10 protein-coding genes are annotated in these 15194 nt (G+C 57.7%); 7 read left to right on the top strand and 3 right to left on the bottom strand.

Annotated features, from left to right (window positions below):
- Positions 1–202 precede the first annotated feature (202 nt).
- Entirely contained in the window at positions 203–5026 is a 4824-nt protein-coding gene (locus ACIOZM_RS07325; RefSeq protein WP_401211303.1) for a dermonecrotic toxin domain-containing protein, read from the top strand.
- 59 nt (positions 5027–5085) lie between these two features.
- Here ACIOZM_RS07325 and ACIOZM_RS07320 read toward each other — a convergent pair whose 3' ends face one another.
- The gene (locus ACIOZM_RS07320; RefSeq protein ID WP_401211300.1) at positions 5086–5355 is read right to left on the bottom strand and encodes a PepSY domain-containing protein; all 270 of its coding nucleotides are present in this window, start codon (positions 5353–5355) and stop codon (positions 5086–5088) included.
- Positions 5356–5507: 152 nt separating this feature from the next.
- Here ACIOZM_RS07320 and ACIOZM_RS07315 point away from each other — a divergent pair, with 152 nt between their 5' ends.
- On the top strand, positions 5508–6509 hold the full coding sequence (locus tag ACIOZM_RS07315) for a FecR family protein (protein WP_401211298.1): 1002 nt from the start codon (positions 5508–5510) through the stop codon (positions 6507–6509).
- A gap of 85 nt (positions 6510–6594) precedes the next feature.
- Here ACIOZM_RS07315 and ACIOZM_RS07310 read toward each other — a convergent pair whose 3' ends face one another.
- A complete protein-coding gene (locus ACIOZM_RS07310) occupies positions 6595–8940 on the bottom strand; it encodes an acylase (protein ID WP_401211295.1) in 2346 nt (781 codons plus the stop codon).
- A gap of 306 nt (positions 8941–9246) precedes the next feature.
- Between ACIOZM_RS07310 and ACIOZM_RS07305 the strand changes: the two genes are divergently transcribed.
- Entirely contained in the window at positions 9247–9624 is a 378-nt protein-coding gene (locus ACIOZM_RS07305) for a fe2+ zn2+ uptake regulation protein (RefSeq protein ID WP_401211292.1), read from the top strand.
- Between the two features lie 18 nt (positions 9625–9642).
- Here ACIOZM_RS07305 and ACIOZM_RS07300 read toward each other — a convergent pair whose 3' ends face one another.
- A complete protein-coding gene (locus ACIOZM_RS07300) occupies positions 9643–9831 on the bottom strand; it encodes a hypothetical protein (protein ID WP_401211290.1) in 189 nt (62 codons plus the stop codon).
- Positions 9832–9988: 157 nt separating this feature from the next.
- Here ACIOZM_RS07300 and ACIOZM_RS07295 point away from each other — a divergent pair, with 157 nt between their 5' ends.
- The 4 genes from ACIOZM_RS07295 to ACIOZM_RS07280 all read left to right on the top strand — a co-directional run bounded on the left by ACIOZM_RS07295 (position 9989) and on the right by ACIOZM_RS07280 (position 15174).
- Positions 9989–10123 (top strand): hypothetical protein, encoded by a 135-nt coding sequence (locus ACIOZM_RS07295; RefSeq protein WP_401211287.1) that lies wholly within the window; start codon positions 9989–9991, stop codon positions 10121–10123.
- Between the two features lie 246 nt (positions 10124–10369).
- Positions 10370–11626, top strand: coding sequence for an MFS transporter (locus ACIOZM_RS07290; RefSeq protein WP_401211285.1), 1257 nt, complete (start codon positions 10370–10372; stop codon positions 11624–11626).
- Between the two features lie 10 nt (positions 11627–11636).
- A complete protein-coding gene (locus ACIOZM_RS07285) occupies positions 11637–12767 on the top strand; it encodes an acyl-protein synthase (RefSeq protein ID WP_401211283.1) in 1131 nt (376 codons plus the stop codon).
- 1 nt (position 12768) lies between these two features.
- Positions 12769–15174, top strand: coding sequence for an aldehyde dehydrogenase family protein (locus ACIOZM_RS07280; RefSeq protein WP_401211281.1), 2406 nt, complete (start codon positions 12769–12771; stop codon positions 15172–15174).
- Positions 15175–15194 lie beyond the last annotated feature (20 nt).

Raw genomic sequence — 15194 nt, 5'->3', positions numbered from 1 at the left:
AGGGAACAACAGCGTACGAATAACTTGCCCACCGATTAATCACGTCAGGGCCCGGTGCTGTCAACCGTTCAAGTCGCTGGCACTGGCACATCTGGCGATCATTTGTGCAATAACTATGTACCACCTGCTCATCTCGCTCGGCACTTAGTCTGGCGTCTCAACCTTACGGCGCCCCCAACGGCGCCCTGATCGAGACCCGCTAATGCCTGCTTCTGCTACCCCACTGCTATTCCCGGCCGTTTTACATTCACCCGGACTATGGAAGGCGCTTGGCAAGGTCCACGGTCTTTCGGACAAGGATTTCGAGTGGCTGGCCAGTGTGCAACTGGCGACCCAGACACTGCGTAGTCAACAAGCTGCACCCATGCTGGCCCACCGCATACTGATCAACACCCATGCCCCACTGCCGTTGACCCTCGCAGGCTGTTTCGTCCTGAGTTTCACGCCCGAGGATCGCGCCGTCATGCTCTATTCCGCACTGGACGGGCTGAAAAAATTCGACAACCTCAGCACATTGACTGAGCACCTGGAAGAGCGCCTCAAGCAAATCGATGAAGAAGACCGACTGCTGAAGTTCCTCGCCATCTCGCAACGCAAGGATCTACTGGAAAAGCGCACCTTGAGCGTTACATTCCAGCTCATCGAAGGCGATATATTCGACGATCAGCAAGCCACCATGAATGACTGCCAGCGACTGAACGCTGAGGCAATCCTCGCCGAGTTGATGAACCTGCCTGAACTCGAGACTTTGCTTGACGCAGTAATGAGTGAACTGCTGACGCCGCTAATGCCCGGCATCGACCAGTCCAGAACTCGCGTCAGCTTCCACGCTGTCGCTGCGCCTGGCGATGAACAATTGCAGGGTAACAATCCGGCAAGTGAGCGTGGGGCAATGACACTGGGCGCCGCAGCACTGCTCAATTATCGTCACCCCGGGTGGCCGGCCGGCCAGTCACACACGTACTCAAATCCACGCAAACCTTTGGCTGCCGGTGATCAGATACGTTGGGAAACCGCAGTCAAAACAGCCTCGGGAAAACTCCTCGCGTTGCTGTACCAGCAAATGGAACAGTACTGGAACGGCGCATCCGCAGACGGCTTGTCACGCCGGGCATTTTTCAGCCTGGCGCTAAGGCAGCAAGCGTTGACTGACATCATGCTCAAACGCGAAAGCGGCATTATTGATGCCGGACAATTCGACAATTTACTGTCGTGGATTGAACCGAACAGCTCTTCCAGACCAACCGGCACGCTTGAAACCGTGCGCATCTGGGAATTTCAATCCAGCTTCGTCGAACTGGCCGGATCGCTGATGATCAGTCATGCCCACGCCTTCCTGTACACCCCTTCACAGGGCTTGCAGGTGCTCAATGACTATCAGGACCTGAAACACACTCTGCTGAGCAAGTTCGGGGCTGCTGGTCACGAAGACGAACTCTACGGCTTGCTGAGTCTGGATGAGCGAAATCGCTTTCTCGGTTTCGAAAAACCTCAAGTTTCGGGAGAGTCGATCGCTGGAAATATTTTCAGCGTCTTGCTCGAAGCGATCATCACCAAACAGCGTCAGAACATCGAGTACGCCTTGCAGGTGTACCGTCACAGCGACGGCGTGATCGATATCGCAGCCTTGTTCGACAAGGCGCTGGACATCCGCTCGATGATCCATGACCGGCTGCTGACACTGGATGCCCGGGGACGCTGGAGCACAAGACCGACGCTCAGCGGCAGTCAGTTACCGTCCATGGTCATGGCGGACGCCGCACGGGTTGAAGTCAAGAAGTTCACCAGCATCCTGCCCCTCATCGCTGCGGATTTTGCCGCACAACCCTTCAGCACGCAGGTTCAGCAACGCAGTTATCTGGAGCGTATCAAGTCGAATCTCGCACATGCCCTGCATGTGGGCATCACCGGCGAAGCGAGGCTGCGCGTACTCGACGGAACCTTGCAGCGCCCTGAGCAAGCCATTGTCGACGCAGTTTTCAATCCCGACGAAGCGGATCGCAACCGCCGCACGGGACTCAACGGTTTCCGTCCTGATGCCTGGTCACTGACGTTGCAAGCCACAGGTCTTGCCGAAGCGCTGCCCCTGGCCGATTGCATCCTGCTGACTGAGCGCGGTGGCCTGGATGATCTGCATTCGGGGCGCGCGATACTGTGGTCACCGGCGATGGGGCTGGAGGTGTTTAGCTCTGTCGAAAACGCCCGATTGATCTTGAATCAGCGCCTGCGTCACCCGGCAAAACGCCTCGCACTGCTGGAAAATCTATCTCCGCTCATTGACGGGATTCATCACGGTTACACCATGGGTGACTTGCGACTGATCACCGACAACGTACTGCACAATCGCATGCAATCCGCGATCGAGCAGTTTCTTGAGCGCTGTGAACGGGTACGCAGCCTGAACCTGCAACAGCCGAATCAGGGCAAAGCCTTCAAAACCCTGATCGCACACATGCCGGAGACCAACCTGCAGCGTGCAACCGCGCTGGCCAAGGCAATCGCCATGCAACAGTCGCTACCCGCCTGGCTGGGCATGGCAACGCTGGACGAGCAGCAGTTGCATCTGGAGCTGCTGGAGCAGTGGCGCAACAGCGTCAGCGAGGACAAGGATTACCTCAATGCCATACCGACCTTGCAAGAGTACATTCAGCAAACACTGAAAACGCTATTGGGCAAACGCTTCCAGTCCGGCGAGCTGGACCCTGAGCAGATCGAAATCACCCCGGCGCTGACCCTGGCCGGTCCGGCCATGAGCCTCACCCGGTTTGCCTTGCACCACTCCCACACCGCCCAGCAAACCGGTTTCAAAATCACCTCGGGCAGCGAGCGTGAATTGCCCGCTGGCCTCAATCAAGGGGCAGTCAGAAGCTTGTTGTTGTCGCTGAACATCGGCTCCACTTTCGCCGCCAGCGTCACGGCGGCGCTTTCCGGAAACGACGCCGAGGAACGTAAGCAGCGTTTTGTCCGGCAACTTCCCTGGCAACTGCTGCAACATGCCCACCAGCTAAAACTGCAACAACATCTGTCGGCCAGTGCCTTTGATCTCATTACCCAAGTGCTCGACATGCCCGATGCCACCGCTCGCGCCGCTGTAGAAGGCACAACTGCAATGATTCGGCCGCTGGAGCTGATCAAGACTCCCGGCGCTGCGGCGATCAAAGCCCTGGGCTTATATTTGATCGGCCCGGTGTCCGGACAATCCGGGCCACAGGTGTTGTATTCGCCCTATCATGGTGAACACACGTTCCGCGAGTTTGAACATGATGCGGCTGTCATCGCCGCACTTGAAACTCCGGGCGCTCTTCAGGACTTGTTGGTGCGACGCTTGCCCGAAAGTCAGCAATCGATCTTTACCTCGTTGTTCAAGGCCAGTGTCAGTCAGCCGAGCGAATTGACCCTGGCCTCGAAGGCTGTTGACGGTAACGTGCTGACGCAACTGTTCAGCGACAACCTCGCGTTGTTGCCAAGATTGCTGGGCACCCATTCAATTCCTTCAGCGCAGCAAGACTGGGAGGCTGCGAAGAAGCTTTTCAGTTCGGGCATCAGGCTGTTCGGGGGACTGCTGCCAGGCAAACTGGCCTACGTGCAATTTATCTGGCAGAGCTTCAAGGACTTCAAGGAATCCGCCGAGGCGCTGCAGGATCATCACTGGAAGCGCGCACTGGGCACGTTTATTTCTGGCGCGGTAGAAATGGTCACGCTGGGACGTTTGTCACTGGAGTCAACGCTGGAGACCGAAGCCGTCGCCACACCGCAGGCTCCCGCACCAGCAACTTTCAGCACGCCCCACTGGACGAATATCCGCCCCACCCAAGCAGCTCGCACCGCTCTTCAAACATACGAGGCGCCGACAGTCGCCCTGAAGGATCTGACCCACAATCCGCTCAATGGAACCTATGAAGACCTGCTGAAAAAAACTGCCTATGCACCCATCGCCGGCAAGGTCTATCCAGTGAGCCGTCCAGGCGTCGTATGGCAAATAAACGGCGCTGAACAGCTCGGGCCGGTTTTACAGCACACACCCTCTCGGCAATTGGTGCTGGACCCGGATCGGCACACGGTGCACTTCGGCAAAGCGCTGACGAAACTGCGCAATGAATACAGCAATGATCGTGAAACCAGGCTCTGGCTGAATATCGAAGCGCAAGGCATGCAGGAGATTCGCGCCACGCATCCGGAGAAGGCGCGCATGTTGACGCAGGCGGTCGATCTGGCCCGCTATTACGCGTTCAACAGCCTGCACAATATGGCGCAACTGAGGAACTACGCCCCCGGTAACCGGCTGGATACTTTCCTCAAGGCGTTTTTTGATGTGCGGCGCATTGATGCCGACATTCTGGCCAAAGTGAAACTGGCCATTTTGCCGGTCTGCAACGCACTGGTGGACCCCACCGAAGATTTGATGGGTACCGAGCGTTTTGTGGTCGGCTCAAACAAGTACCGGCAAACCGGGCTGATTGCCTTCGTACTGGACGGCGATTTGAAAAAGAAAGTGCATTTCACCGAAAAGTTCTTCAATCAGGAACTGGATTGGTACAAGTTTGCCTTGACCGAGCCGTTCAACGTCGACGGTCATGCGCAGGCCGCGACGCTGATACACGAATTTTCGCATCAGGCAGCCAAGACCGTGGACATCGCAACTTTGGAGGCGCGACGGCCGTTTATTGATCTGATTTCCACTGTGACCGGTTACGGCGCCGCCATGAAAGTCAATCAGACGCGATTCCAGCGCGAAGCGCTGTCGTTGGCCACGCCACGCGACGAACTGTTCTCGCGCTGGAGCCATGAGTCACAAAAATGGCTCGGACTGGATGAAATACTCGGCACCGAGCATGTCGGCAATGAGATTCTCAAGGCCACGCACAGCTCAAACATGGAGGATGCCCGTACGGCTTTTTTGAACCCGGATAATCCACATCCACGTATCGACACGATTTTGCGTAACGCCGATTCCATCGCGTTTCTGATCTGTGAAATGGGCCGACAACTGGACCCGCTGACCAATCCCAGCGGAGTCCTGACCTGAGTCGATGCTGAAAAATGCGCAGGCGATTCTGCCTGCGCATTAGATCAGCAGATCGCGAGTCAGTCTTTTTGGTCGCGCAAAACGTTGCCTGACGCGCCATCGATGCGGAACTCGTAAACGACGCCATCGGCTTTGCGTCCTTCACCCTTCCAGTAACCGCTGTTGTCTGCCTCGATTTCATACACTTCGACGTAACCGGCCTTGGTTTTAACGATCTCGATGGCTTTTTCGATGGTGATCCATCCGGCTCCCGGGCGATCGGCCATGGCAGCACCGGCGCTGAACAAGGCCGCTGTAGCGATGATCGCGGCAAAAGTTCTTTTGATCATTTTTTCACTCCATTCATGAATGATGTTCCTCGGATGTCCTGTTTTTGGGCGTCCGGAGAAAAAATAAGTTCCACTTTGATGGGCAATTGCCATGACGGTTGTTCTCGGCACCTTGCCCGCAAGGTTAGAATGCAGGAAACCAGGACGGATCAATGACCCAAGAAACCCTCTCGGAAGCCGAATACGATGCGATCACCGATGCCGCCGCGCATTGGTGCATGCGTCTGCACGCTGTCGACTGCTCCGCAGAGGAGCGTCTGGCATTTGAGCAATGGCGCGACGCTCACCCGCTGCATGCATTCGAATATGAAGCCATGCTGGAAATCTGGGATGTCGCCGAGCATTTGCCGCGCCCTGAACCGGTGGTCACGTTGCCGCTCAGCAAGCCAGGCCCCGTCTGGCGTCAATACGCAGTGGCCGCTGCGGTGTGTGCGCTCGCGTTGCCGCTGGCAGCGATCGCAGGATGGAACATGGGTTGGCTGCCCAACAGTTACCAGCACTTTGAATCTGCCGGCAACTTGCGCCAGGTCACCTTGAATGACGGCAGTCAGGTTGAATTGAATCTGAACACCGAGTTGACCTACAGCAACTACAAGGATGAACGTCGCGTCACGCTGAAAAAGGGTGAGGCGTTTTTCAGCGTCAGCCACGATGCCTTCCACCCGTTCGTTGTCAGGGCTGGCGACGGCAAAATCCGGGTGACCGGCACCCGATTCAACGTCTGGCTGTATGAAGATCAGGTGCGGGTCAATCTGGTCGAAGGTTCGGTACTGGTCACCAGCAATGCAGCAATGCCCGGTGACGGCCTGCGCCTCGGCCCGTCCATGAATGCCCAGTACAAACGCGGCGACTACATGCCGCAGATCAGCCAGACCTACGCCAACGACAATTCACTGGCCTGGAGAAGCGGCAAACTGGTGCTCGACAACCTCGCACTGAACGACGCCTTGCCGCTGATCAATCGTTACCTGAGCAAACCGTTGATGCTTGCCGATAACAGTACCGGCACGATCCGGGTCGGTGGCGTCTACAACATCAAAGAGATCAACGGCCTGGTCAACACCCTGCCGCGGGTACTCCCGGTCTACCTGACCCGCAATACCGAAGGCAACCCGGTCATCAATTCGATGCCACGGCAGCCGCCAAAAGGCTGAAACACTGAATGTTTATCCCATAACAAAAAAGCCGCTACCCCTGAAACAGGGCAGCGGCTTTCTTGTTCCTGCAATATCCAATCGTTTAGTGCGTAGCAACCTCGGCAGACTTGCCCGCGACCTCGCGAACCGTCTGCAACTGATACTGCGGATCAGCCTTGATCTGCTGTTCAGTAAACGGCAACACGCTCCACTGTTTTTTCGAGAACGCCTCGGTCTGATCCCGCGAGTATTTCGACTCAGGATCGCTGGACAACGAGAACGCCAGCAAGCCCTGAGCATGCGGCCCCTTGTCGTCAAAGGTCACCACTTGCAGATAGCTTGTGCCGCTGACCACTTCAAGTTTGCCGTCTTCACGCGGCACGCTCTGAATGGCGTTATAGATGCCCAAGGTACCCGGCCCGCCATGAATCGATGTTTGCTGGCCGCCACTGCTCACCACCTGAATATCACCCCAGCGTGTATCCGCTTTCAGGCCCATTTTTTTCGTTAGCTCGACCGAAGCCAGCATTGCCTCGCGCAGCCCCTTGGTCACCGCCGGTTGCTCGACGGCCAGGCCTCGCGGCGTGTTTTGCGGGTCCTTTGGATCGAACGCTACACGCCAGACCTGAGGCGCCTCTTGCAGGGTTTGCATAATGTTCTGGAAGTGTACGAGGCCAATGCCGGAATCCAGATTCGCCCGGCCATCCCAGTCCTTGAGACTGACACAGACCGGTTTCAATACAGCTGCATCGACCCCGAGATCCCCTGCACAGAACTTCAACAAATCAGGCAGCACTTGAGTCGCCAGATACACCTTGTCGTCCATCACCATATGTTGCAGATCGACCACCGCCAGCGAGCCTTTCTTGCCCAAGGTGTTCAACCGGTCAAGGGCAAATCGCGAGCGCATCCCCAGTGGCTGGTTTTCCTGACTGATCAGTGGCGAAAACCCGGTCAGCGGTTGCGCCGGGTTGGCCAGCCATGCCGAATCGTTGGAATGCTGGACGAAGTCCTTGCGCATCAGTTGCGGTAACTGCGCCGACGCATAGATACCCTTCTGCGCGGCTTGCGGATCGACATCCCAGGCACATGCACTGTTGGAACCGTCGAGCACGATCATCTGCAAGCCAATGCGCGGATCGCTGCACCTTGCCAGTTTGTCGGCACTGACGTTCGGCACCACCGACAGATTCATGTACAGCGTCTGGCCCTTGTCATCCACCGCCAGGGTGTTGACCCACGGAATACCCTGAATCTTGTGCACCGAATCCTGCAGATCCTTGAGACTGGTTGCCTGATTCATCGCATACCACTGCTTGAGCACACGATCGTTTTCGATGTTGGCATCGCGCAGGCTGTAAGCGTATTGATTGTCCCAGTCGAGCTTGCCCGGCCACTGCACAATCGGGCCGAACTGCGAACTGTAGATATCGCGCGATACCGGCACGACCTGGCCGTCAGCCTGTTTGACCTGCACGGTCACGGTCTGCTTGTTCAGCGGCAACGACTTGCCATCCAGCAGGTAACGCGTTGGGTCTTGCGGATCAAGCTGCAACCGATACAGCGTGAAATGCTTCGACGAATCGACCGTGTGAGTCCACGCCAGATGTTGATTGAAACCGATGTTGATCATCGGCAACCCCGGCAACGCAGCGCCCATGACATCCAGCTTGCCCGGGATCGTCAAATGCATCTGGTAGAAACGCATGCCGCCGACCCAGGGGAAATGCGGATTGGCCAACAGCATTCCGCGACCGTTGAACGAGCGCTCGCTGCCGACTGCCACGGCATTGCTGCCGCGATCCAGAGCAAAGCGCTGCATGCGTGCATCCGCCAACTGATAGGCGCCGACATCGTGTCGAGTTTGCGCTGTGGCCTGTGGTGGCGTGGCACCGGCGAGGGCTTCGGCGAACTGCCCTACTCCGCCCTCCACCAGCAGACGACGGGTCAGTTTGACCAGGTCTTCGGTGGCGATATCACGCACCCATTGGCCCTGGCATTGTTGCGGCAGGCCTTGCTGACGGCGCTCGGCGAGATAACGGTTGTAACCCTCGACATAGCCTTGCATCAGGTCACGCACCTCGACGGGTTGCGCCTGCCAGAACGTACTCACCGCTTCTGGTGTGTTGAGCCAGGTGAAGAACACATCGCTGACGCGGTTTACGCGCTCTTCAACGGTGAGCTGCTCCGGGCCGAAATAGCGCGAACGCTGGCCGTTGACCGTGACGATCTCGTTGGCGAGCAGGCAAAGGTTGTCCTGCGCGTAGGCATAACCGATACCGAGCCCGAGACCTCGCTCGTTTTCAGCGCGAATGTGCGGCACACCAAAACCGGTACGACGGATCTCGGCACTGGCTGACACGACTGGACTGAGCGCATGCGCCGAGAGGCTAAGCCCGAGAAACGTTCCGGCGAGGGCCAACCCGGTTAACTGCCTGAAAATAATCACGCTCGCTCCTGATCAATAGGAAAACAGCCGCCTCGGTTATGCCGCGAAAGAAATCTGCGGGCACAGCGGAGTCGGCCTGAAATTCACGCAGGCGCTAAAAGGCACAATGCGGCTGTTCAGAAGACGAATTCGGAGAAAAAAATTTAGGCTGGCCGGTAGGGTTTTCGAGTAGTCATTACAGGGAAACAACGAATCCGCGACAAATTTTCTACATATTTTCTTTCATGATTTGTCGTGCTGAAACGTCTTGTTTAGAGAGAGCACCCAAACCCGTTTCCTGATCAGGCTCTGAAAAGGAGTAATCGCATGTACAACTCGCAACTACCAACGGACGGTAGCCAGGCGCCACAAGGAGCTTCCATGGACCCACGCGCCAGCGATTTCGGGCAACGCATCGAGCGTCACGGCAATGAACGCATCCGTCTGCTGCTCAAGAGTTTCGGTCTGCGTACCAGTCTGATCCGCCTGAAGGTCATCGACGCCTTGCTGAGCGCCGCTCACAGCGACCGTCGACTGGGCGTACGCGGCGTCCACAGTTATCTGCTGGATCTGGACATTCCGCTGTCGTTTCTCAGCGTTCGGGAAGTATTGAAGCGCTTGTGCGCCGAAGGTGTCGTCACCTTCAACGCAGACAAGAGCTACAGCCTGCATCCGCAAGCCGCGGCGGTACTCGACAGCGAGTGACGCTGACGGCAGACGCCGTCAAGGCTTGACCTTGCGGCGTATCACCCCGTTGATCACAACCACCACCACTGCGACGCCAATCGCGATGTACTGGAACGTCTTCTCGTCGATCCTCCCGGTGCTTTGCAGCCAGGACAGACCGAGCATGGTCGCCAGTACTGCAAGGGCAATCAGAATCGAGTATTTCAAGCGTTGCTTCTGGGTCATTGCGGGTTCCTGAAACGTTCAAATGTATCCGGTTTGTATCCGTTTGCATGCCATGCACTTACCGTTTCACCGGGATGAGATGGCGCGAGCGGGGTCTCATGTTACAGCCGATGAAGAGTTTTGGCTTCATGACGGCTTAACCATGAGGATTTTTGAAATGTTCCGTCGAATCACCTGGCTGATTCCTGTACTGGCCGTGCTGGCCCTGAGTGGCTGCATAATCTTCCCCCACGGTGGCTGGCACGACGGCCACCGTTATTACCAGGAAGGCCCCGGCTACTACCATCGATAGAACAGGATCGTTCATTCGACATCTCTACATACAAAATACCGAACCTCTTAACAGCATGCCCGCCTCCTGGCGGGCATTTTTGTTTCTGCGCGGCTGATCGAAAAACGCCGTCCAGTGCTGATTTTTGACTCGCTTAAATATGCTGCAAGCATTTGAAATCTGCCGTCGCAGCAAAGCATTAGATCCTCGAATCAACTGCGCCTAGTCTCTGCAAACTTTTCCTGCCTCGATAAATCAAGGATGTTTATGCAGAGAACATTGATAGCCATGCGGCCTGCGCAAGTGATCGGATTCTGTCTGGCCATAACCTTGTTCGAACTTCTCACTTACATGGCCAGCGACATGATCATGCCGGCCATGCTGGCCGTGACTGACGAATTCAAAGCCGATCCCCGCCATGTCCCGAACGCCTTCAATCTCTACCTGATCGGAGGCGTATGCCTGCAATGGCTGATCGGGCCTCTCTCCGACCGATTCGGCAGAAGACGGCTGTTGCTGTCTGGCTGCACGTTGTTCGGTATGTCATGCGCTGCCGCGTTTATCTCTCACAGCATTGAAATGTTCAATGTGTTGCGATTGCTACAGGGTATGGGGCTGGGGTTTGTTGTCGCGGTCAGTTACCCGGCACTTCAAGAGGTGTTCTGTGAAGCTGATGCTGTGCGGCTCATGGCGCTACTGGGCAATGTTGCCCTGCTGTCGCCATTGCTCGGTCCATTGATTGGCAGTCTGCTGCTGGAATGGCTGACCTGGCGCCAACTGTTTCTCGGCCTCGGCCTTGCGGCTGCATCAGCCTGGCTGGGATTGTTTGCCTGTATGCCGGAAACGATTGGCGTGATCCGGCGTGACGGGCAACAGCAAGCACCAGTGCCCTTCTCGCCAAGCGAGATTCTACGGCGCTATCTGGCGCTGCTTGGCAACCGAAAATTCGTTGGCACCAGCCTGGCGCTAGGCTTGATGAGCCTGCCGCTGATCGCCTGGATCGGTCTTGCGCCACTGCTGTTGATTCAGTCGCTGGGGTTGTCTGCACGGGAGTACGGCTGGTGGCAGATCCCGATCTTTTGCGCAGTCATCGCCGGCAATCTGCTGCTCGACCGACTGCTGCCAACCCACTCTCTTTCTCGCATCATTGGCCTGGCCGTGTGGCCGTTCTGCCTCGGGCTATTGATGCTGATCGCGGTCGCCCTGACCAACGCCACCCTCGTCTGGCTGATCGCCGGCCTTGGCGTTTATGCCTTGGGACTGGGCATGAGCAACGCGGCGCTATACCGCCTGGCGCTGTTCTCCAGCGATGACAGCAAGGGGCTGGTCTCGGCCATGATCGGCATGCTGTCGATCGCCGTCATGGGCATCGGCGGATCAATCATCGCAACCATTGGCGGGTCACAGAGCCTTGAATCGTTCGCCTTGTACGCGGCGCTCGGCGGCATGCTCTGCCTGCCCTTTCTGTATCGGCTCTTGCGAAACACTCCAACGGCGCTAGCCCCGCCTATACCCCATCCATAAAGGATTATTGATGATTCATTTACCCCACAGCGACGCGCTCTGCGCGTTGACGCAACCCTATTGCCCGGATTCCGTACCGCAAGGTTTGTTCAATCAGGCCATGGCCGAAATCACCCGTTTTCATGCCGAGCATACGCCCGGCTACGCACATTGGCTCAACGCCAATGACATGCAGATCGAGGAGCTGGATCAACTGGACGACTGGGCACGACTGCCGCCGATCTTCGCCAGTTTTTTCAAGCGACACCTGCTGCTCAGCCCAACTGGCGAAGATGCCCTGGAGTTGACCTCATCCGGTACCAGCGGGCAGAAAAGCCGCATGCGCTATGACCAGCGCAGCCTCTCGGCGGCGCAGTACATGGTTGAAAGAATTTTCCATGAATACGGCTGGAACACCCCCGATACACCCTGCAACTACTTGCTGCTGAGCTACGAGCCCGAAGGCCGAATTACCTTGGGCACGTCCTTCACCGACCAGTTCCTGTGCCGCTTCGCCCCGGTCAATCGCGTGGTTTATGCGCTGCGTCATAACGGCGACGGTCATCAGTTTGACCTGTTCGGGGTCATTGCAGCCTTGCAGGCATTTGCCGAAGAAGGCTTGCCGGTACGAATTTTCGGCTTCCCGGCGTTTCTCTGGCAGACCCTGCAACGCATGCAGGCCACCGGCGTGGCGAATGTGCAATTGCCGCCCGGATCATTGGCGTTTTTTGGCGGCGGCTGGAAAACCCAAGCCGCTGACGAGGTTCCCAAAGCGCAGTTGTATGCACGAATTCAACAGCAATTAGGGATCGCCGTGCAGGACTGTCGCGACGGTTTCGGCGCGGTCGAACACGCCGTGCCCTATGTCGAATGTGCGCACCATCACTTCCATGTACCGGTGTACTCGAAAGTGTATGTGCGCAACCCGGTCGATTTTTCTGTCCTGCCGTATGGCCAGCGCGGCTTGCTCGGTATTGTCTCGCCCTACATTTCATCGAGCCCGGCACATGCGGTGGTCATGAGCGATCTCGCGACCCTGCATCCGGGCACAAGCTGCGACTGCGGCCTGAGCAGCGACTGGTTCGAACTGCACGGCCGCGCCGGCACCGACGTTGGCCGAAGCTGTGCCATGGCCGCCGCTGAATTGCTGGGGAGTCACTGATATGTACTTGATCAACGGACAACTGCGCGCAGACTGCGGCCTCACCAGCGCCCTGGAACAACTTCATCAGGATCTGCCACAGCGGCTGAATACGCCGCTTGAAACAGCAACGCTGATGGCCGCAGTGCAGGCGTTCGCCGAGCACTTGGCCAACGCCGAGCCGGGTCTGGACACCGAACAGCGTCAGGCGCTGATCGACTTTTGCCAGCCGCAGGCGCTGCAATCCAAGCTTGAGCGTGAACTCGGACTTCAGCCGCACTCGATGCGCCGCATTGACTATCGTCAGGCGCGCTTCGAACGCTGGAGCCCTCTTGGTCTGGTGGTTCACATCACTCCCGCCAACGCGCCGTTACTGGCATTTTGCGCGGTGGTTGAAGGCCTGTTGAGCGGCAACGTCAACTGGCTTCGACCCAGCAGCAGCGATGACGGGTTCACGGCCCGATTACTCAGTGCATTGGTGCATTGCGATGCCAGCGGCCAGCTCAAAGACTATGTTGCAGTGTTGCCGGCGAACACGGCGCAAATCGGCCAACTGTGCCAATACGCCAACGGCGTCTCGGCATGGGGTGGCGAAGCGGCGCTGCGAGCGATCCGCCAACAGCTCCCGGCCGGTTGCCGCTGGATCGATTGGGGGCATCGCATCAGTTTCATTTATCTGACGCCCGAGACCGCCTCGTCGTCAGTGCTCGACGCAGTAGTGGACGAAGTCTGCCGCCTCGACCAACAAGCCTGCTCCAGCCCGCAATGGCTGCTCGTTGACAGTGACGATGCCGAAGTCTTGCGTGACATCGGCGCCGCACTGGCCGAAGCCTTTGAACGACGCGCCGGACAATGGCCCGCGCTGGTACCGACACTTCAGGAAGCTTCGCAGATCACCACCCAGGTCACTATGGCCCGACTCGCGCAAAGCTTCACCGCACAGACTGGCCAGATCTGGAGCACATCGAACTGGCGGGTCATCTGGAGTCACGATCAGCAATTCGAACCCTCGCCGTTGTTTCGCAGCCTGATGCTCAAACCGCTGCCGCGCGCCCTGGTCACCCGCACCTTGTTACCTTGGCGCAATGTCTTGCAAAGCTGCGCCTTGCTGTGTCCCGAAGCAGAGATTGCAGAACTGTCGCAGACATTGATCGCGGCCGGGGTCACACGACTGGCGCCAATCAACGCCATCCATGACGGCTACGACGGCGAACCCCATGATGGCGTCTACGCCCTGCAACGTCTGAGCCGGCGAGTATCGGTCAGCCTGGCACCGTCGGTGCTGGCCACCCACGCCACGCTCGACCGTCAGCCCGCGCCGGAAACGTTGATCGACGCGCCGATCATGAGCAAAGAAGCCTTCGTTTCGCAGCCATTCAACGCGGCAACACAGTTGTATTTCCGCTCTGGTGGCAGCAGCGGCGTACCCGCGTTGTCAGGGTTCAGCTACGCGGATTTCCAGCGCCAGATGCGCGCAACTGCCGATGGTCTGCTGGCCGCCGGCATCGCCCCGGGGCGTGACAGAGTCATGAACCTGTTCTTCAGTGGCGGGTTATACGGCGGATTTTTCAGTTTTGCCAAGGTGCTGGAACTACTCGGCGTTACGCATCTGCCGATGGGCGCGCCGACCGATGAGGACTACAGCGAAATCGCGCAACTGATCGTCGAGCAGCAGGTCAGCGTGTTGATCGGCATGCCAAGTACCCTGCATCGCTTGTTTATCAACGAACAGCAGCGCCTGCGGGCTTACGGCGGCATCAGCAAAGTGTTTCTCGGCGGTGAACACATCAGTGAATCCTGTCGCCAATTGCTCGAAAGCTGCGGCGTCACGCTCATTCGCTCAGCCATTTACGGCAGTGTCGATGCCGGCCCGCTGGGACATGCCTGTCACGCAACAGCGGATGGCATCTTTCATTTGCTGAGCGACATCCAGAAGCTGGAAATCGTCGACTTTGATCGGGATCAACCGGTGCCGAACGGCGAGATCGGTCGCCTGTTGATTACCTCGCTGGCGCGTCAGGGACAATCCGTGCGGCGCTACGACGTGGGCGACAGCGGGCGCTGGGTACCGGGGCCGTGTGCATGCGGTCTTGGGTCGCCACGCTTCGAACTGCTTCAGCGCCACGGCAAGCTGATCCGCATCGGCACTGACTTCATTTCTCTGGCGGAGCTGGCGCAGCAGCTGCAAACCCGGTTTCAGCTGATTCTTGACCACGCACCTGATGGACTGGAGCGCATGCGGATTCGCAGCGAACGGCAAGCGACGGATGTCCATCAACGGCTGTCGGGCTACTCGACGCTGACCACATTGGTCGAGACCGGGTTGCTGGCGGTAGAAGTTGAAACCTGTGCCATCGACGAGTTCTCCCGCAACAAACACAGCGGCAAGACGCCGTTATTGATCGATATGCGCCGCCAAGAGCAGTGATCGCACTCGATACAGCCAAT

It is taken from the genome of Pseudomonas sp. NPDC087346 (assembly GCF_044744235.1).
GTDB lineage: Bacteria > Pseudomonadota > Gammaproteobacteria > Pseudomonadales > Pseudomonadaceae > Aquipseudomonas.
This window is presented reverse-complemented; position numbering and strand designations above follow the sequence as displayed.